The 19,544-nt window shown below is 26.8% G+C and carries 24 protein-coding genes; 11 read left to right on the forward strand and 13 right to left on the reverse strand.

The annotated features are described in order from the left end of the window. Nucleotides 1-284 (forward strand): TonB-dependent receptor domain-containing protein (locus CRU91_RS10830; protein ID WP_113895239.1); only part of this gene is annotated, 284 nt, incomplete at its 5' end. A 101-nt stretch (nucleotides 285-385) separates the two neighbouring features. Beyond that, entirely contained in the window at nucleotides 386-880 is a 495-nt protein-coding gene (locus CRU91_RS10835) for a ribonuclease HI (RefSeq protein ID WP_113895240.1), read from the forward strand. On the opposite strand, the gene CRU91_RS10840 is transcribed toward CRU91_RS10835, so the two are convergent. The 4 genes from CRU91_RS10840 to CRU91_RS10855 form a co-directional block, all read right to left on the reverse strand. Then, nucleotides 863-1,573, reverse strand: a complete 711-nt coding sequence (locus tag CRU91_RS10840) for an endonuclease III domain-containing protein (protein ID WP_113895241.1) — start codon at nucleotides 1,571-1,573, stop codon at nucleotides 863-865. The two genes, CRU91_RS10835 and CRU91_RS10840, sit on opposite strands and share 18 nt — an antisense overlap. 1 nt (nucleotide 1,574) lies before the next feature. After that, a complete protein-coding gene (locus CRU91_RS10845; protein WP_113895242.1) occupies nucleotides 1,575-2,402 on the reverse strand; it encodes a bifunctional helix-turn-helix domain-containing protein/methylated-DNA--[protein]-cysteine S-methyltransferase in 828 nt (275 codons plus the stop codon). Between the two features lie 18 nt (nucleotides 2,403-2,420). After that, nucleotides 2,421-3,683 (reverse strand): serine hydroxymethyltransferase, encoded by a 1,263-nt coding sequence (locus CRU91_RS10850; RefSeq protein WP_113895243.1) that lies wholly within the window; start codon nucleotides 3,681-3,683, stop codon nucleotides 2,421-2,423. Nucleotides 3,684-3,751: 68 nt separating this feature from the next. Next, nucleotides 3,752-4,066 (reverse strand): DUF6172 family protein, encoded by a 315-nt coding sequence (locus CRU91_RS10855; protein ID WP_113895244.1) that lies wholly within the window; start codon nucleotides 4,064-4,066, stop codon nucleotides 3,752-3,754. Between the two features lie 99 nt (nucleotides 4,067-4,165). On the opposite strand from CRU91_RS10855, the gene CRU91_RS10860 reads away from it, so the two are divergent. Genes CRU91_RS10860 through CRU91_RS10875 form a run of 4 tightly spaced genes read left to right on the forward strand, consistent with a single transcriptional unit; the run spans nucleotide 4,166 to nucleotide 8,011 of the window. Continuing rightward, nucleotides 4,166-5,308 carry a hypothetical protein gene (locus CRU91_RS10860; protein WP_113895272.1) on the forward strand — a complete coding sequence of 381 codons (1,143 nt, stop codon included), beginning with the start codon at nucleotides 4,166-4,168 and terminating at the stop codon, nucleotides 5,306-5,308. Next, the gene (locus CRU91_RS10865; RefSeq protein ID WP_113895245.1) at nucleotides 5,305-6,342 is read left to right on the forward strand and encodes a CNNM domain-containing protein; all 1,038 of its coding nucleotides are present in this window, start codon (nucleotides 5,305-5,307) and stop codon (nucleotides 6,340-6,342) included. Before CRU91_RS10860 ends, CRU91_RS10865 begins: the two co-directional genes overlap by 4 nt. A 15-nt stretch (nucleotides 6,343-6,357) precedes the next feature. Then, complete coding sequence (locus CRU91_RS10870; protein ID WP_113895246.1) at nucleotides 6,358-7,425, forward strand: AI-2E family transporter; 1,068 nt, start codon at nucleotides 6,358-6,360, stop codon at nucleotides 7,423-7,425. Further along, nucleotides 7,415-8,011, forward strand: a complete 597-nt coding sequence (locus CRU91_RS10875) for a YiiX/YebB-like N1pC/P60 family cysteine hydrolase (protein WP_113895247.1) — start codon at nucleotides 7,415-7,417, stop codon at nucleotides 8,009-8,011. The genes CRU91_RS10870 and CRU91_RS10875 overlap by 11 nt, the downstream gene beginning before the upstream one ends. An 11-nt stretch (nucleotides 8,012-8,022) precedes the next feature. Here the strand turns inward: CRU91_RS10875 and CRU91_RS10880 are convergent, their stop codons facing one another. Then, nucleotides 8,023-10,374, reverse strand: coding sequence for an ATP-binding protein (locus tag CRU91_RS10880; protein WP_113895248.1), 2,352 nt, complete (start codon nucleotides 10,372-10,374; stop codon nucleotides 8,023-8,025). A 101-nt stretch (nucleotides 10,375-10,475) separates the two neighbouring features. Between CRU91_RS10880 and CRU91_RS10885 the strand changes: the two genes are divergently transcribed. Next, nucleotides 10,476-11,204 (forward strand): ferredoxin-thioredoxin reductase catalytic domain-containing protein, encoded by a 729-nt coding sequence (locus tag CRU91_RS10885; RefSeq protein ID WP_113895249.1) that lies wholly within the window; start codon nucleotides 10,476-10,478, stop codon nucleotides 11,202-11,204. Between the two features lie 6 nt (nucleotides 11,205-11,210). Here CRU91_RS10885 and CRU91_RS10890 read toward each other — a convergent pair whose 3' ends face one another. The 3 genes from CRU91_RS10890 to panB are packed head-to-tail and all read right to left on the reverse strand — an operon-like array spanning nucleotide 11,211 to nucleotide 14,100. Continuing rightward, nucleotides 11,211-12,239, reverse strand: coding sequence for an AI-2E family transporter (locus CRU91_RS10890; protein WP_113895250.1), 1,029 nt, complete (start codon nucleotides 12,237-12,239; stop codon nucleotides 11,211-11,213). Further along, a complete protein-coding gene (gene ruvB / locus CRU91_RS10895) occupies nucleotides 12,236-13,264 on the reverse strand; it encodes a Holliday junction branch migration DNA helicase RuvB (RefSeq protein ID WP_113895251.1) in 1,029 nt (342 codons plus the stop codon). The genes CRU91_RS10890 and ruvB overlap by 4 nt, the downstream gene beginning before the upstream one ends. A 26-nt stretch (nucleotides 13,265-13,290) precedes the next feature. Continuing rightward, a complete protein-coding gene (gene panB / locus CRU91_RS10900) occupies nucleotides 13,291-14,100 on the reverse strand; it encodes a 3-methyl-2-oxobutanoate hydroxymethyltransferase (protein WP_113895252.1) in 810 nt (269 codons plus the stop codon). 99 nt (nucleotides 14,101-14,199) lie between these two features. On the opposite strand from panB, the gene trpA reads away from it, so the two are divergent. The 4 genes from trpA to CRU91_RS10920 all read left to right on the forward strand — a co-directional run bounded on the left by trpA (nucleotide 14,200) and on the right by CRU91_RS10920 (nucleotide 16,633). After that, a complete protein-coding gene (gene trpA, locus CRU91_RS10905; RefSeq protein WP_113895253.1) occupies nucleotides 14,200-14,940 on the forward strand; it encodes a tryptophan synthase subunit alpha in 741 nt (246 codons plus the stop codon). 3 nt (nucleotides 14,941-14,943) lie between these two features. Beyond that, nucleotides 14,944-15,681: an arginyltransferase gene (locus CRU91_RS10910; RefSeq protein WP_113895254.1), complete on the forward strand. Its 738-nt coding sequence runs from the start codon at nucleotides 14,944-14,946 to the stop codon at nucleotides 15,679-15,681. Between the two features lie 56 nt (nucleotides 15,682-15,737). Continuing rightward, complete coding sequence (locus CRU91_RS10915; protein ID WP_235827004.1) at nucleotides 15,738-16,082, forward strand: hypothetical protein; 345 nt, start codon at nucleotides 15,738-15,740, stop codon at nucleotides 16,080-16,082. Nucleotides 16,083-16,180: 98 nt separating this feature from the next. After that, nucleotides 16,181-16,633: a Fur family transcriptional regulator gene (locus CRU91_RS10920; protein WP_222718461.1), complete on the forward strand. Its 453-nt coding sequence runs from the start codon at nucleotides 16,181-16,183 to the stop codon at nucleotides 16,631-16,633. 27 nt (nucleotides 16,634-16,660) lie between these two features. Here CRU91_RS10920 and CRU91_RS10925 read toward each other — a convergent pair whose 3' ends face one another. The 5 genes from CRU91_RS10925 to CRU91_RS10945 form a co-directional block, all read right to left on the reverse strand. Beyond that, entirely contained in the window at nucleotides 16,661-17,158 is a 498-nt protein-coding gene (locus CRU91_RS10925) for a flavodoxin (RefSeq protein ID WP_113895256.1), read from the reverse strand. Nucleotides 17,159-17,170: 12 nt separating this feature from the next. Then, entirely contained in the window at nucleotides 17,171-17,926 is a 756-nt protein-coding gene (locus tag CRU91_RS10930) for a hypothetical protein (protein WP_113895257.1), read from the reverse strand. Next, on the reverse strand, nucleotides 17,917-18,258 hold the full coding sequence (locus CRU91_RS10935; RefSeq protein ID WP_113895258.1) for a DUF2325 domain-containing protein: 342 nt from the start codon (nucleotides 18,256-18,258) through the stop codon (nucleotides 17,917-17,919). The genes CRU91_RS10930 and CRU91_RS10935 overlap by 10 nt, the downstream gene beginning before the upstream one ends. A 151-nt stretch (nucleotides 18,259-18,409) precedes the next feature. Beyond that, nucleotides 18,410-18,907 carry a transglycosylase SLT domain-containing protein gene (locus tag CRU91_RS10940; RefSeq protein ID WP_113895259.1) on the reverse strand — a complete coding sequence of 166 codons (498 nt, stop codon included), beginning with the start codon at nucleotides 18,905-18,907 and terminating at the stop codon, nucleotides 18,410-18,412. 90 nt (nucleotides 18,908-18,997) lie between these two features. After that, the gene (locus CRU91_RS10945) at nucleotides 18,998-19,516 is read right to left on the reverse strand and encodes a methylated-DNA--[protein]-cysteine S-methyltransferase (protein ID WP_113895260.1); all 519 of its coding nucleotides are present in this window, start codon (nucleotides 19,514-19,516) and stop codon (nucleotides 18,998-19,000) included. Between the last annotated feature and the right edge of the window lie 28 nt (nucleotides 19,517-19,544).

The following is a 19,544-nucleotide window of genomic DNA, read 5'->3' on the forward strand; positions in this document are numbered from 1 at the left end:
ATAAAATAGGTGATTTAACATTTGGTGGAAATATTCATTACAGAAGTGAGTTTTATACAGATATAACAACTCCAGCTGGTAAAATTAGAGCTACTCAAGATGACTTTTTTGTAGTAGATGCTATGGCTAAATATGAGTTCAATAAAAATTTATCAGCTCAATTAAATGTAAACAATATTTTTGATAAAGAGTATTATGCAAATTTTATTTATAGTGGTAGCCGTAGCCAATATATATATGGCGATCCAAGAAGTGCAACTGTAACACTAAAATATAAATTCTAAAATATTATAAAGAGAGTTTTTCTCTCTTTATATCTTCTTTATAAATTGGTAGTTAAATAGATTGATGATAAAATTGCACAATCTAAAATTAAAGCTAAAATATGAAAAAAATCAAATTATTTACAGATTCAAGTGTTAATCCACAAAAGAAAATAGGATTTGGGGCTTTTTTAGAAGTTTCTGATGAGAGTTTTTCTTTTGAGGAGCTAAAGAAAACTATAAAAATAAAAAGATTTGAAGATACAAGCTCCACAAAACTTGAGCTTCAAACTCTACTTTGGGCTTTAGATGAGTGTATAATAGATGAAAATATCCAAATAGAAGTTTATACAGACTGTCAAAATATAGTAAATCTACAAAATAGAAGAGAAAAATTTGAGATAAATGACTATAAAACTTCAACTGGAAAAACTATAAACAATCATGAGTTATATAAACTATTTTTTCAAAAACTAGATAAGTTAAATATTGATTTTATAAAAGTAAAAGGACATAAAAAGAATAGTTTAAAAGATGAAATTGATACTATTTTTAATCTTGTAGATAAAGCTTCAAGAAATGCTTTGAGAGAAAGTTCTTTAACAAATTTTATTTAAAAAACACCCATTCTCATAAGGTTGTTTTGAGTAATACAACTTTGAGTGATTTACTATTAAAGCATGGTATTCTTGGTAAGTTATTATTAGCTCTTTTTCATCAAAAATCACTTTTTTTAGTTCATCTTCCATAAAATATTTTATATCATTGTATTTTGCTTTTTCGTCTATTAGTTTATTATGTACTAGCAATCTTTTTGTATAAGCATCTACTTTAAACTCTGCTTGATTAAAGCCATAAAGAAGCATAGAATCAGCAGTTTCAAATCCTATTCCTTTTATAGCTAAAAGTTCAGTTCTTGTTGGGATTTTGCCATTTAAGTTTTCAAAAAATTCTATAAAATTTAAAACATAATTAGCTTTTTGGTTATTATATCCAGATGGTTTTATAAGTTCTTTTAGTTTTTCTATTGGTAAGTTTTTGATTTTTTTGTAGTTTAGGCAACCTAAATCATTTAAGTTATTTAAAGATTTTATGACAGAAGTAAAAGTAGTATTTTGAGTCAAAATTGAGCCTAAACATACTTCAAAAATCTCATTTTCATCTCTTGGAAAACTATAATCTAAGATATGATAGCCATCACTGTTTCCTTGCTTTTGGCTATTTTTACCTTGATAATTTATAAAAGGCCACCAACCTTGAGCACCATAAGTTTCATAAAGTTTTTTATAAATACTAAAAACTTTATTCATTTTAACTATTTTCTTTTACTGATTCGTAAGCTATTAAGATTTTTTTTCGCTCAATGCCCCATCTATAACCACTCATAGCTCCACTTTTTGCTATAACTCTATGACAAGGAATCAAATAACCTATATGATTTTGTCCTATTGCACTTGCTATTGCTCTTACAGCTTTTGGTTTTTCAAGATAGTTTGCAATATCGCTATAAGTTGCTACTATTCCATTTGGAAGATTTAGAAGTGCTTTCCAAACATTTATTTGAAGATTTGTACCTTTTACTAAAAGTGGATATTTTTGATTTTTTACAAAGATATTTTCCAAGTATTCATTTGCCAATTTTTCATCAAAAATTAAATTAGCATTTTCCCAAAGTTCATTAAATCTTTGGAAAATCTCTTTTTTGTTATTGTCAATAAATCCCAAATAACAAATCCCTTTATCAGTAAATCCAAGAAGAGCTTCACCAAAAGGAGTTTGTCCAAATCCATAAGTTATTTGTACATCTTTTCCTTTTTCTTTCCACTCTTTTGGTGTAACACCTATTAAGTTTACAAAAAGTTCATGAAGTCGGCTAGTACTAGATAGTCCAATATCTAAACTACTATCAAGTATAGATTTGGACTCTTTTATATGTTCTTTTGCATAATTTAAAGTTACACAGTGTAAAAATTGTTGAGGAGTAACACCTACATACTCTTTAAAAACTCTTATAAAGTGATATTTACTCATTCCTATATTAAGTGCAACTTCATCAACACTTGGATGTTGTTTGAAGTTGTCATCTATATATTTTATAGCCTTTTCTATCTGTTTATATGTTTTATCTAGTGCAGGCATTACACTTCCTTTTGGATCTTAGTAAGTAGATTTAGAATAAATCACAAAGTTAGAAGCAAGTTCTTCCATCTCTTTGTTGATTTTTTTGTGTAACTCTTTATCTTCTATATTGTCTAAAACATCACAAATTTTGTTTGCTATGATTTCAAACTCTTTTTCTTTCATTCCACGTGCTGTTAATGCTGGACTTCCTACTCTAATTCCACTTGTGATAAATGGACTTCTTGTTTCTCCTGGAACTGTATTTTTGTTTACAGTAATTCCTGCATCTCCAAGTGCTGCATCTGCATCTTTACCAGAGAACGGTTTATTTAAAAAACTTACTAATACTAAGTGATTATCTGTTCCACCACTTACTATATCATAACCTCTTTTTATTAGAACTTCTCCTAAAACTCTTGCATTTGCTTTTACTTGTTTAGCATAATCTTTCCATTTTGGATCTAAAATCTCTTTAAATGCTACTGCTTTAGCTGCAATTACATGAACAAGTGGTCCACCTTGAAGTCCTGGGAATATTGCTGAATTGATTTTTTTTGCAATATCTTCGTCATTTGTCATGATCATTCCACCTCTTGGACCTCTTAAAGTCTTATGAGTTGTTGTTGTTACTATATGAGCATGTGGGAATGGACTTTGGTGTTCACCAGCTGCAACTAAACCAGCAATATGAGCAATATCTGCAAATAAAATAGCACCAACACTATCAGCTATTTCTCTAAATCTTTTAAAATCAATCTCTCTAGCATAAGCACTTGCTCCACAAACAATGATTTTTGGTTGAACAAGTTTTGCAATCTCTTCAACTTTGTCATAGTTTATTCTTCCATCAAGTTCTACTCCATAATAAAATGCTGAATAGTTTTGTCCTGAAAAACTTGGTTTACTTCCATGAGTTAAATGCCCACCATGAGATAAATCCATACCTAAAATTTTATCACCAGCTTTAAGTAATGCTGCATAAACTGCACCATTTGCTTGGCTTCCAGAGTGTGGTTGAACATTTGCAAATTTACAACCAAAAATTTGACAAGCTCTATCAATTGCTAGTTGTTCAACTTTATCAGCTTGTTCACAACCTCCATAATATCTTTTATATGGATACCCTTCAGCATATTTATTTGTAAAAACTGAACCCATAGCTTCCATTACTGCTGGACTTGTGAAGTTTTCACTTGCAATCATCTCTAAATGATTTGTTTGTCTTTTTAATTCATCTTCAATTATTGCAAATACTTCGTTATCTGCTTCTTTTAAATTCGCGTTTGTTATGTAATTCATAATTTCTCCTTTAAATTTTTAAAATATTAACTTATTTATATTAAATAGACAATCCAAAAATTGCTATTTTATTCTAAATTTTCATCTTCAATTATTTGTTGTTTCTTCTCTTTAAAAACTGCTTTAGCAATAATTTCTAAGTAAAAACTATCAAAATTTTCTGACGATGCAAAATCAACATATTTAATAATATCTTTAAATTCGATACTATTTGCTTCATCTTGAGATTTACCAGCTTTACATTCAAAGCTCCAAAAATTAAACTCTTCAGGAAGTTTTTTGTTTTTTTCTCTTTTTACGTATTTTCTAATCTCATTTTTAATTGAATCAACTTGTCTATCTTTAGACTTATTTTCCACAATTAATTTAAATACCTTTTTCATTCATACCCTTTTTTTAAAGCTGACATTATATCAAGTTTATTATTTTAAATAGAGAAAATATTTGATATAATCAAAGCTATTATGAAAAAAAGAGAAGAATTGCAATTTAAAATAACAGATAAAATCAAAAATTTAGATATCGAAGATATAAAAGATAATCTTTTTCATTACTCATATGATAATAAAACTTTAAAATCTTTATTTAAAAGTGATGTTTCAAAAGAAGAAATTTCTTATTTAACAGCATACAGTAGTTTTAAAGGAGAGATTTATGAAAATATTATTTATGAACTTTTACTTGATTATGCAAAAACAAATGATGATATTGAAGGCTTTGTTTTAAAAGGACCATATCAAGATAAAGAGAATAAATTTATAAAAAGTGGACTTTTAATAGACAGAACTTCTCAAATAGTTTTTAAATCAGCATATAAAGATATAAGTGAGTTTGATGCTTTGTTTTTTACAAAAGATGGACTTTATTTTGTAGAGATGAGTACATCTAAAAAAACAGCAAGTTTAAATAAACGATTGGCTAAGAAATATGCACTTTTGAAGATGATATTTCCATATTTAAAAATAAATGCTTTGATAGTTTTAACTTCTGGTTCAACTGGACTTAGAAATTTCCCAGAATATGCCACGATTTGGGTTACAAAAGATTTAGAAGACGAAAGTTTAATAGAAGAGATGATTTTTACAAAGAGAGTAAAAAATGATTTACAAACTCTAAAAGCTCCAGATAATGAAAAATATCTTGAAGCTGATAGCCTCAAATATAAGAAGTTTCCTTATTTCCCAACTTTAGAGTGGATTTTAAATACTTCACGAAAAAATCCAAAATTTAGTGTTGATTTAAGATTTTTCTCATCACCTAAAATGGAATTATATTTTGATATTTATACAAAATTATACATTGGTTATATGGAAGTTGAAGAGTTTAAAAAGATATATCAAGATTTTGATATGCAAGTTGATACACAAAGAGTTATTGTAACTTTAGAAAAAGTAAATCAAACACAAATAGATGTAGTTTATTATGCAAAACTTACAGATAAAAAACTATATAGGATTCGCTTAGAAGATGGTTGTGAAGTCTCTGTAAAACAAAAAGAGCCTGATGGATTCACAAATGCTGAAGTTAGGTTTTTTATGAAAGTTTTAGAAGATAAACATATATTAAATTTAAAAGATATAAATCATCTTTTAAAAAATATTTCATTAATTGAGTTTAAAAAATGACACTACTATTTATATACCTTTTTTTAGCACTATTTTTTTCATCTTTATGCTCTATATTAGAAGCTACTGTTTTATCTTCAACTCCTTCTTATATTGAAAGTATGGACAAAAATAGCTATAGCCCTAAAAGTATAAATTTGGTAAAAGAGATGAAAGGAGATATTGATAAGTCAATATCTGCAATCTTGACATTAAATACTTTTGCACATACTATGGGAGCAGCTGGAGTTGGAGCACAAGCTGCTATTGTATTTGGAGAAAAATGGCAAAGTTTAGTTGCTTTTATTCTAACTTTATTGGTTTTATATATTACTGAAATATATCCGAAAACTTACGCTGCATTGTATTGGAAAAGATTTTTAGTTCCAACAGCTTATACAATATCATTTTTAATAAAAGTAACATATCCATTTATTTGGGTAGGTACAAAAATCACAAATTATATACAAAAAAATAAAAAAGAAGAGGCAAATTTCTCTAAAGATGAGATTATGGCTTTAGTAAATTTGAGTGAAAAAGAGGGAACTATTCAAGCAAAAGAGAGTGATTTTATTGAGAATTTATTTAAACTAAAAAGTATAAAAGCAGAAGATATTATGACTCCAAGAAGTGTGGTTTTTGCTCTTGATTCTCAAACAACTGTAAAAGAAGCTTTGAAAATGGATAAGACTTATATTCACTCAAGAATTCCAGTTTTTAATGAAACAATAGACGATATTGTAGGAGTTGTTTTCAATCAAACTATTTTAGAAAAAAGTGTTAAAAAGAAAAAAGATACTCTTTTGAAAGATATTATGATCCCTGTTCATAAAATTTCAGAAGATATAAATGTTTCTTTATTGATAGATTTATTTGTAAGAAGGAAAAGCCACCTTTTTATAGTAGTTGATAGCTATGGACAAACAAGTGGAGTTGTAACACTTGAAGATGCTTTGGAAACTCTACTTGGAGTTGAAATAGTTGATGAAATGGATGAAGTTACAGATATGCAAGAGTTAGCAAAAGATAAGTTTAGGAAATTTGCTAGAGCCTAATAAAAAGGGGATATTTTGGAAAGTTTCAAAAGTGATATAAATTTTGCAAAACTATTTTATGTTTTTGCTTTTATGTTTTTGGTAATTTATGCTTTTAATAGTCTGAATAACATTCTAATCCCTATTGCAATAGCATTTTTTATATGGTTTTTGATAAATGCTTTAGCATCACAAATCAGAAAAATTCCTTATGTAAATAATAAATTCTTAGATTTTATAGCTACTCCTTTATCTTTAATAATTATCATATATTCTATGATAAAAATAGGAACTTTTTTAACTACAAGTATGATGGAATTGAGTTCTGTTGTATCTCAATTAGATTCAAAAATAAATATCGTAATAGATAAAATTTCAACTCTAACTTCAATAGATTTGAAAGAACCTTTAAGTAAATTTTTTCAAGAGTTTAGTATTTCTAGTGTTTTAAATAGAATATTTGTTGTTTTTAGCTCAATTTTTAGTAATTTGATGCAAATTTTTTTGTATGTTCTTTTTCTACTTATTGACCAAAGATTTTTCAACGCAAAACTAAATGCACTTTTCAAAAAAAATGATAGTAAATTAAGAGCAAAAAATATTTTAACTTCAATTTCACAAGGAATTAGAACATATATTTTTATAACAACGGTTGTAAGTTTGGTAACAGGATTTTTAACTTTTTTAATATGTCAATATTTTGGTTTAGAAGCTTCTGTTTTATGGGGATTTATAGCATTTATTCTAAATTTTATTCCTACCGTTGGAACAATAGTGGCTGTTTTAATACCTACAATTTTTGCATTTATACAAATAGATGATTTAAGTGATATATTATGGTTATTTACAGCGTTGGTTATTATTCAGTTCGTAATAGGAAATATTATATATCCAAAACTTATGGGAAATAAATTGAATATTTCTCAATTTGTTGTTATATTGTCTTTAGTTGTTTGGGGAGCTATGTGGGGAAGTATAGGTATGTTTTTAGCTGTTCCTATAATGATGATTTTACTTATAATATTATCTCAATTTGAGAGTACAAAAAGTTTGGCTATATTGATATCAGAAAATGGTGATATAGTGAGAAAAGATGCAAATTAGACTTATTGCTATACTTTTTTTACTTTTTTTTGCTTCATATGAAGCAAAAAAATTTATGGAAAAAAGAGAAAAAGATTTAACTACTGAAAGCCTAAAAGAAACTTTAGAACTTAAAAATGGTGATATTATTTTACGAAAAGAAGATAATGCTTTGAGTGATTTTTTTGCTTCTTTAGATGGTGCTGGATTTTCACATATAGGAATAGTTGCAAATAGTAAAGATGGTTTTGTAGTTTTTCATTTAGAAGTTGATGAAAATAGTGATGAAATGAAAGTATCAAATATAAAAGATTTTGTAAATTTTTCAAAAAAAATAGCTATTTACAGATATAAAAATAATATCAATGAAGATTCATTGTCTAAACTTTTAAATGAATTTTTAGAAAATAGACCAAAATTTGATTTTGAGTTTTCTTTAGAAAATGATACTTTATACTGTACAGAGTTTATAAATGATATATATTTTAAGCTTTTTGATGAAAATTTATATACCTATTTATATGAGTTTAATGAACAAAGTGGAATTTCAATAAATAGTATTATTCAAAATACAAATTTAGAAAAAAGATATGAACTAGAGTTTTAAACTCTAGTTTGTTACTGTTCTTGCCAAAGGAGTTCTATTTTTATATTATAAATATCACTTCTTTTTGGCTTTATAAATAACTCTTCAACTTCATATTTAGAAATATCAAATTCCTGATTTATTTTGTCTATCTCTATTGTTAATCTATTTTGAAGTTCATCTCTTTGTGTTTGAAGTAGATTTATCTCATTTTCAACAGCTTTTACATCATTTTTCTCTTTTAAAACTTTGCTTACACCCCTTGAACTTGTTGCTACTTTTGAAGCGATAGCACTTTTACTAGATTTTCCAAAAAAAGCTCCTAAAATAGAAGTTCCAATAGAGATGATACTATTTGTAGCTACACTAGAAGCTTCCATTTGCTCTTTTTCAAGTTTGTCAAAAAGTTTTGATAGTTTTTGTTCTATTGAAAAATTATCTTTTTTGAATTTTTCTTTTAGTTTTTCTATTTCTAAATCTATTTTTTCATTTAGTCTATCTTGTATTCTTATTTTAAAATCATTTAAATTTTCATTTTGTTTTGAAGTTAATTTTAAACTTTCATTTTTATATAAAGTAAGTTTTGAATTTCTATATATATAATCAGCAAAATCTTTTTCTAAAGCTTTCAATTCTCGATCATTTTGAATAAAAGCTGGTATTTCGTAATAAAATGAGTTTGGTTTATCTTTTTCATCAAAAATTTCATTTAAAAGTTCTTCTTTTTCATCAAAATTTATTTCTTTTGTATTTTCATCTATATATATTTTATAAGATAGTTGTTCTTCTAAATCGATACTTTTTGTACTATTCACATAGTGTGTTGTACAAGAAATAAGTAGATTTGGTTGCATATAATAAGCACTATTTTGAGAAATATATTTGTATTTTTCCTTAATATTACTTACGATTAATGGTTTTGATACACCTTTTTGAACATCAATAAAGTTTTCTGTTTGTTCTTCTTTTTTAGGACTTTTATTTGATGTTCGTTTATCACTCATAAGTTTTTTTATACCATCTTTTGATATTGGTCCTTTTAGATATGATAATGCCCATCTTGTTTCAAATATTTTTATTTTATCTTCATTTATATTCTTTAAAATAAAATTTCTTTTTTGAAGATTACTTATAGTTGATGATAATTCTTGCTTATTAAATGCCCCATCACTTGCACTATTTAAGCCATCAATTACTTTATCAATATCTTGTTTTGTTTGAAGTCTTCCTATAAACCAAGTTCCAATATTTGATAAACCTTTATAGTCTATATCAACTGGATTTTGAGTTGAAAGTATGATTCCTATTCCAAAACTTCTAGCTTGTTTCAAAAGTGTTAGCATAGGTTGTTTTGATGGTGGATTTGCTAGTGGTGGAAAATATCCAAAAATTTCATCCATATAAAGTAGGGCTTTTAGTGAAGTTGTACCTTCTTGTCTTCTCATCCAAGCTAAGATTTGATTTAAAAGAATTGTTACAAAAAACATTCTTTGCGAGTCATTTAAATGAGCAATAGAAAATATTGAAACTCTAGCTTTTCCATTTTCATCATATAACATTTTTGAAATATCAAGGCTTTCTCCTTCAAGCCAAGAGCTAAAAGATGGACTAGCAATGATTGTATTTAGTTTTAATGCAAATTTTAATCTATCATTTTGTGCAAAAAATGTTTCTAAATCAAAAACTCCAATTTTTGAAAATGGTGGAGTAACTATCAAAGTGATTAACTCTTCTAAAGTTAAATCTTTTTGCTCTTTAAAATAGTTTGTAAATATAGAACTAAGTAAAATTGACTCTTTTGAGGTTGCTTCACTTTTTTCATCAATTAGCGATAGAATAGAACTTACAGTTGAACTAATAAGTGAAGTAAAAAGTTCATTATCCTCTAAAACTTCAGTTGCAGGAGCCTTAAATGAAGATAAAATAGAGATTTGAACTCCTGCATTACTTCCTGGAGTATATATTGTAAAATCTGCATTATCTTTTAATTTTTTTATTCTACTTATATCTTGAAAATCTTTTTGGATTCCATTCTTCCATAAATTTGAAATATTTAAAGCTAATTCTTCTTTTGATTTTCCACTATTTGAAATTTCACTATCATCAATCCAAGGTTCAAAATCATTAGGTTTTAACTCTGGAAAAGTTAGCATCAAATTTGTCATATCACCTTTTGGATCAATAATTATCGATGGTATTTCATCAATTGCTGCTTCTTCAAGTAAACTTATTCCAAGTCCTGTTTTACCACTTCCTGTCATACCAAGTATAGCTGCGTGAGTTAATAAATCTTTATTTTGATAAACCAATGGAGTTTTTTGTCCATCTATTGTTTCTTTTCCTATATAAAAAAGTTTTAATTTTTCATAATCAAAAGTATTCATAGTAAACCTTAATAATTTTTTGGTACATTATAGCCAAAATTCTAATTAATGAAAATATAGTATAATTGTCAAGAATAATTTAAAAAATATGAAAGGTAAAAATGATAAAAAAAATTGATATAGAATCAAATGAATTTAAAAATGAACTAAAAAATACAATAAAATTTACACAAGATGTGTTAAAAACACATAATTTAGTATTTAATCCAAATAATGAAGTAAATGAAGCTATTCAAATGGGATTAACAAGAAATATGATTATTTATGGTAAAAGATATTGTCCCTGTTTTATGGTTATTGAAGAAAGTGAAACTGAAAAAAATAGATTATGTCCTTGTGTTCCTGCTTTGAGTGTTGAAATACCAAATAATGGTAGTTGTCACTGTGGTATCTTTGTTACACCACAAAAAGCACAAGATTTACAATCTCAAGCTAATATAGAAGAGGATATATCTGATTTTAATGGATTATCGAAAAAAGAGTGTGAAGAGCTATTTTATCAAGAAGAGATAAACTCTCAAGAACTCGAAGCCCTTCTTGAAGCAAGGGATAAAAAAGCTATAGATTTTTGTTTGGTTGATACAAGAGAGTGGATGGAGTGGATAAATGCAAGGATAAAAGGTGTTGATTTCTTAGTTCCAACAACAAGTTTTTATCACTCTATTGAGTCATTAAATGATAAAAAAAATATACCAATAGTTGTATATTGTCATAGTGGTAGTAGAAGTGCTTATTGTCAAAGAGTTATGCAAAATATGGGATTTGAGAAAGTTGTAAATTTAGATTTTGGGATTTCGAGTTTTAGAGGAGATTTAATTAGAGGAGAATAATCTTCTCTAATTGCTACTATATTTTTTTATTAATTCCATTATAGATATAAATAGACTTATCATAGCTGGACCTATTATCATTCCCCAAAAACCAAAAGTTGAAAGTCCTGCAACAATAGCAAAAAATATTAGAAGTGAACTAATATTAGTTTTGTTTTTTACTACTTTTTTATTTATGTAATTTATTATTATTGGTTTTATAAAAGTATCTGCTATTATTGATATTACTATTATTGAGTAAACTGCTATAAAAATAGCATTTGATAAACTTCCTGTTGTTGCTTCATAAATAGAGATTGGAAGCCACATTATTATTCCACCAATAACAGGAATTAAAGAAGCAAAACCATATAAAACTCCAAATAAAAGTCCATCGTATCCAAAAGCACTTAAAAACCCTCCAAATAAAAATCCTTGAAAAATTGCAGTTATTAATATAGAGTAAAAAACTACACTCATAACACTTGATGATTCGTTAAATAAAATATTTGCATCATCATTATTTATAGGAATAATATTTTTTAAATAGTGTGCAATTTTTGATGAATATAAAGTAAAGAATAGAAAAAATACTAAAATAAATATCATATCCATCATAAATTTTAAAGAGTTTTTCCCTAAATCAGCACTAAAACTTACCATTGTTTGAACAATTTTACCTATATCTATTTTTGAAGTTATATTGTGTGTGAATTCATTTAAAAAACTAAATTCAGCTAAAAGTTTAATACTAGAATTTTTAATTTCATTTAGGTTATTTATCAAAATATTTTGATCTACTTGATTAAAAAATGTTGCAAATGAGATAATACAATATAGCATTGGTAAAAAAAACAGTGATGCCATAAGCAAGGTTAAAATAGAAGTTGAAACAGCATTATTTTTTATAATAGCATTTATTTTTATAAACATCGAATTTGTAGCAATTGTTAGTAGTGTTGCTACAAAAATAGGTTTTAAAAATGGATCAAATAATTGTGCTAAGAAAAATAGCAGTAAAATGGCAATTGCTATTAAAAAGTGTGATGGTTTCAAAATAGATTTCCTTGTTTGTCATCTGAATTCATTTTTGGTGGTGTTAATCTAAACATATCATAAGTTTTTACACTTGCAACTCTTCCTCGTGCTGTTCTTTCAATATAGCCATTTGCCAATAAATATGGCTCTATTGCATCTTCTATTGTTCCTTCATCTTCACTAAGCGCTGCTGCAATAGTTGATAGTCCCATAGGTTTCCCACGATTTGAAATAAGAAGTTCAAGAAGATTTATATCCATTTCATCGAAACCATTTTCATTTATTCCTAACTCATCAAGCGCATATTGGCAAGTTTTTAAAATTATTGATTTTTCTCCTGAAACTTGAGAAAAATCTCTAACTCTTCTTAATAGTCTTAGAGCAACTCTTGGTGTACCACGACTTCTTTTAGACATTTCAAGTGCTGAATTGTCTTCGCAAAATATTCCTAGTTTTAATGAAGCTTTTTGGATGATTTTTGCCAACTCTTCATGTGTATAAAACTGCATTCTAAAGTGCATACCAAATCGTTCTCTTAATGGATTTGATAACATTCCAGCCCTTGTTGTTGCACCTATTAGTGTAAATCTTGGTAAGTCTATTTTTACAGTTTGAGCAGCTGGTCCAGAACCTATAATAATATCAAGCCTATAATCTTCCATCGCAGGATATAAAATTTCTTCAACAGCAGGACTTAAACGATGTATTTCATCTATAAAAAGGATATCTCCTTCTTCAAGATTTGTTAAAATTGCAGCCAAATCACCACTTTTTTCTATCATTGGACCAGCTGTTACTTTGATATTTGAATTCATCTCGTTTGATATTAGATATGAAAGTGTAGTTTTCCCAAGTCCTGGAGGACCATAAAAAAGTATATGATCAAGAGCTTCATTTCTTTTTCTTGAAGCATCTATGAATACTCTTAGATTTTTTTTGATTTTTTCTTGCCCTATATAATCTTCCCATGAAGATGGACGAAGACTTTGTTCGTTCTTTTCTTCTTCGAATGATACAGATTCAACTTCAACTAATCTTTGCACTATAAAGCTCCGCTTTTAAATTCATTTTAGTATTCTTCTTCCTTAGATGGAAACCTTTGAGTTTGAACATCATCTCTATATTGGTTTACAGCTTCTTTTACAAGTTTTGCTCCATTTAGATAGTGTCTTACAAATTTTGGTTTAAACTCTTCAAAAAATCCTAACATATCAGACCAAACTAACACTTGTCCATCTGTATCTACTCCAGCTCCTATTCCAATTATTGGAATATTAACTGTTTGAGTTATTTTTTTTGCAACATCGCTCATTACACCTTCAACAACGATGGCAAAAGCTCCAGCTTGCTCAACTGCAATTGCATCTCGAATAAGTTGTTCTTCATCTTCTTTTGTTTTTCCACGAACTTTATATCCACCTTCACTTCTTACATATTGGGGCATAAGTCCAATATGTCCCATAACAGCTATTGAGTTTGAAGTTAAGTGTTTTATAATATCAGCTCTATCTTCTCCACCTTCTATTTTAACAGCACTAGCATTTGTTTGTTGATATACTGTTGTACAGTTTTTTAAAGCTTCATCTTTATTTATATAAGTTCCAAAAGGCATATCTGTTATAACAAAAGCATCTTTTGCACCATTACAAACAGCTTTCGTGTGATAAATCATCTGTTCTAAAGTTGCACTTAGAGTGTCTTTCTCACCAGCAAAACTCATATTTAAACTATCTCCAACTAATATCATATCAGATGCTTGAGAAAAGAGTTTTGCAAAAAGTGCATCATAAGCTGTTATAACGGTTAATTTTTTTTTATTTTTTGATTGTTTTATCTTTGATATATTCATTTTTTCAAAATTGTTTACTACTATACTCATTTAAAAAATCCTTAAATTAAATAAGAAAGATTATAGCTAAAAATATATTTTAATTTGGTTTTGGATAAAATCTATACAATTTAAAAATAGGATTACATTTTGAAAAAATTGGTTGCATATATTACTACTTCTTTACCAAACAATGATTTCACAGTTGATTTAGCATATTCTTTAAAAGAAAATGGAGTTGATATTTTAGAACTAGGAATTCCTTTTAGTGACCCTGTTGCTGATGGACCTATTATTGAAAAAGCCAATTTATTGGCACTTCAAAATGGATTTAGATTAAATGATTTATTTGAAGTGTCTTCAAAAATAGGGCATGATATTGATACTTTATGGATGGGATATATGAATCCTTTTTATCATTATGGTATGGAAGAATTTTTGAAAAAGGCACAAGAATACAATATTTCTGGAACAATTATTCCTGATTTACCTTTTGAAATGTCACAAAAATATGATGAATTATTTAATAAATATAATAAAACAAATATAACTTTTGTAGCTCCAACAACTCCAAAGAATAGAATAAAAACTCTTGTTGAAAATTCTAAAAAGTTTATATATATGGTTGCTTATGCAGGAATTACTGGAAGTGGTAAAAGTGAAGATTTAAGTGAAATAATAAAAAATATTAGAGAATATACACAAACACCACTTTACATAGGTTTTGGAGTAGATGAAAAAACTTGTAAAGAAAAAGCAAGAAATGTTGATGGTGTTATTGTAGGAAGTGCCTTTGTAAAGCATTTACTAGATAATAGTTTATCAAATAGTGAAAAAATTTCTAAGATTTCACAATTAGCAAAAGAGATAAAAATAAATATAAATGAATAGAAAATGAATTTTTTTAACTGTGATTTAGAATTTTTTGAAGAGAATAGAAGTTGCTCATATTTTGAAAAAGAAGCTTCTGATATAAGATATCAATATATTAACTCTTGTTCAATTTCTGATTATCAAAAAAAGTTAGAAAGAGGTTGGAGAAGATTTGGAAAAATGCATTTTGTTCCAGAGTGTAAAACTTGTACAAAATGTGTTTCTATGAGAATAGATGTAGAAAATTATAAATTTTCAAAATCAGATAAAAGAGTATTTTCAAAAAATAAAGATACAAAATTATATATTAGAAAACCAACTCTTACAATGGAACATTTAAATTTATATGATAAATATCATAAATTTATGCATGATAAAAAAGATTGGCCATATTCTCCTATAACAGTTGATGATTATGCAAAGTCTTATGTTGAGGGGAGTGATGACTATGCAAGAGAGTTTTTGTATATGAAAGATGATAAATTAATAGGTGTTGCATTAGTTGATGTTTTGCCAAAATCAATTTCGGCTATTTACTGCTATTATGATCATGAATATTCAGATCTATCTATAGGAAAATTTTCTATTTTGGCTCAAATTAAAATAGCTAAAGAATTAAATGTTCCATATGTTTATTTAGGGTATTGGATAGATAACCATTATTCTATGGGATATAAAAGAGCTTATCAACCTTTTGAAGTTTTGAAAAATAGGGCTGGCCTTCATGAAGAAGTTATTTGGGAAAAGTTTATAAACTAATTATTATTGTTTAATAAAAAATTTACTATAATCTGTTTTTAAATTTAAGGAGAATTATGAGAAATTTATTAATAGTTTTGCTTTTTGTAATTTCAGCTTTTGCAGAGAGCGCAGCAGAACCAAAACCTTATAACCCAAATGTTGATTGTGTTATTTTAGAAGATGAAAACTCAATTATATGTAAATTTGAAGTAGAGTTAGATGTAGAAAATAATCAAACAATAGTTATAAATTGGATTGATCCAAATGGAGAAATTTCTAGAACTAGAGAAATGGTAATTCCTATTGGAGATACTTCTGCTTATGATTTTAGATACCTTGATGGAAGAGAAAAAGGTCAATGGGACTTTGTAATTGTTTATAAAGGTAATGAGTATTCATCTAAATTTGAGTTAAAATAGTAATTTACTACTATTTTGTGTAAATAAAATCAAAATTAATTTGAAATTTTTAAAAACTTTAGATATACTATAATGTTTAAAAAATTAAGAGGTGTTACATGATAGAGAATAATAATAATCACGAAGAGGTAATTAGCGACCTTAGAAGAATAGTTAAACAAAAAGGTCTTAAATATACAGAACAAAGAGAAATTGTATTAAGTATATTGTTACATGCAGATGGTCACTTAACAGCTGAAGAGATATATAATCAGATAAAAAAAGAGTACCCTAAATCTAATGTTGGTATAGCAACTGTATATAGAGCTTTAAGTTTTTTAGAAGAAGTTGATTTAATTGCTTCAATTAATTTTGGAACTGAAGGTAAAAAGTATGAAAGCAATATGAAGTCTCACCATGATCACTTGATTTGTACAGAGTGTAATGCTATTATCGAATTTATAGATGAAGAGATTGAAAAAAGACAAGATAAAATTGCAAAAGCTAATAAATTCAAAATTACTAGCCACTCAATGCAACTTTATGGTATTTGCGAGAATTGTCAAAAGTAGTATAGTTTTTTATACTACTTTTATTTTTTATAAAATATCAGATTTTATTTCGTTGATCCAATTATCTATTCTTTGATCTGTTAGGTCACTTTGATTGTCTTCATCTATTACTAATCCCACAAATTCTTTATCAATTTGAGCTTTTGAATAATCATGGTAGTATCCTTCTGTAGACGTAAAACCAACTACTTTTACACCAATTGATTGTAAATGCTCATAAATAATACCTATCGCATTTGAAAATTCATCACAATAGCTTTCTTGATCACCTAAACCAAAAAGTGCTACTATTTTATTTGATAAATCAAGTTCTTTAAAATCATCCCAAGCACTTTCCCAATCGTCATTTAATTCACCATCTCCCCAAGTTGAAGCACCTAAAATAATTTTGTCATAGTCATTTATTTTTTCTATTTTTGTTTTGTCAAGATTGTAAATATCTACATTCCCTAATTTTTTAGCTATTTTTTTAGCTATATCTTCACAGTTTCCTGTATTACTTCCATAAAATATTGCTGTTGCCATTTTGTTCCTTCTTTAATTTTTTATAATTGATCTAAAAGAGTATGGTATCGCTTTGATTTGATACTCTCTATTTTTTAATTCATCTACATAAACAGGTATATGTTTAGTAAATTGTTTGTTTTTTGGATAAGCTAAATATATTTGATAAAACTCACCTTTTTTTATAGATTTTATTGCATTATCAAGTTCACTTTTTATATTTGGTTTTGTTGTTTCTATATGTTTCCAAGATGTATAAACTTTAATGCCAATAGAATTTTGAACTTTAATACCAATAGAATCACCCAAATCAATAACTTTTCTATTTCCATGAAGCTTTTTTATTTTATCTAAAACAAACTCATGAAATAGTAAATCTTTATCAATAAGTAGTTGAAAACAGTTTTGTACAAAACAAACTGATATTAATTTTGCTACGGGTATTAAATTAGTAGCAGATATAACTCCACTAATACCATTATTTAAATAGCTATTTATAATATTTGTAGAGTTGCTACATGGATTAAATTTCATACTTGTAGCTTTTTTTGACTTAATAAAGCTTATAGGTAGCATACTTTTTATTTTGTATGAGAAAGCCTTATTTAAAGGGAAAATAGATAACTTTCTTTGTTCATATTTTGAAAAGTTACAATATGATTTTAAAATGTTGTTACTAAGACCTAAAAATAACTGTCTCAATCTATATATAGAATTAAATTCATCAAAATCTTTTGGTAAATACTCTAAATTATTTGAAAAACCAATAAAATTATTTTCTATTGACATTCAAGTTCCTTGTTAGTACAGTTTGCATAGCATTGACTACAATCTTTTATTCCCATGATTTTTACATATTCATCATAAACACAAGATATTGATCTTTTTGCACATATAAATGGGATATTTTTCTTTTTTGCCTCATTTTTATATTTAAGCATAGTATTATGATTTAAAAAAGATGTAAGCATAACTATACAATCTGTATCTTGAGGGACTTTCTTCTTTGGAGCAGAAGATTTTTTTCTAGCATCCCAATGATTTATTGTTTTTGCACCTAAATTTGTAAGCATTGAACTTATTTGTGATATTTGGTCTCCGCCTATTATTAAAACACTCATTTTTATATCCTTATAAAATTACTAATAATTGGTATCAGAAAATATACAGAAAGTAAACTTAAATTTTAGTTAAATTATGAGAATTGCTATTGTTTTTTGTAGAATTTATTAATTTGTGTAACAACCAGCATAAACTGGCTGTAATTTTTTATTAAACATCAATTTTTTTTAGTTCACGAATAATAGAGGCTATTTCTTTTGAGTAATTTTTTGCTTCCATACTATTATATTTGTATCCAGCATTATAACTTCCCCAAACTTTTGACCAATCATTTCTGTGTACTTTTTGCCAAAAAGTTAGTTCTTCTATTGCATTTTGAGTAGCAAAGTGGAAATCAGAAACAAGTTTTGAAGCGAAAACATTTCTATTCCAAGTAGTATCTTTGATATTTTGTCTATTCAAAACAGTTCTTATATTTGCTTGATACAGCCCAAAGTCTTTCGTATCAAGATTTACCATATATGTACCTAATTTTGACTCTTTTATAGCTATTGCCATTAAAGTATAGCCAAGACCATGATCCTCTCCATATTTTTTTATCTCTTTAAGAGTCTCTAATTGTTGAGGGGTTAAATTTTTTATATCTATTTCAGATGCAAAGACATTAGAAATGAATAATAAAATCATTAGTAGTAACTTAAATTTCAATGCTTTTCTCCTTATTGAATTTTTTACAATGAATATAGATAATATTTCAAAATTGTGAAAAAATTGTATATGATAAAAATCATTTCAAAATTATATGTTATATATTCCTTCCAAGTTTAGTAAAAACTCTTTTATCCAAATTCCGCCAGTGTAACCACCAATTGTTTTATTATTTGCTATAACTCTATGACATGGGATAATAATGCTGAAATTATTTTTACCATTTGCATTTGCAACAGCTCTATAGGCTTTTGCATTTCCTATATTACTGGCTTGTTCTTTATAGCTAATAGTTTCTCCATAAGGAATATTTTGTAAAACTTTCCAACACTTTATTTGAAAAGGTGTTCCTACTAATTTTAGTGGAATTGTAAAAATCTCTCTTTTTTTACTAAAATATTCATCTAATTCTATTTTTAATTTATCAAATTTACTCTCATCTTCTATAATTTCTTCTACATTTAAAATTTTGTTAAAACTTTCTATTTTTTTTTGACAAAACTCCTTTTCAAAAGGGACAAAAAGTAAAAGTTCATTCTCAAAACTAGCTGCAAACATATCAACTATGGGAGTTTTAATAATGGTAGTATAAATATTATAATTTTTCATAGTTAAAATTTTATCATAATAATATGAT

This window comes from Aliarcobacter vitoriensis (assembly GCF_003316695.1).
GTDB classification, from domain to species: domain Bacteria; phylum Campylobacterota; class Campylobacteria; order Campylobacterales; family Arcobacteraceae; genus Aliarcobacter; species Aliarcobacter vitoriensis.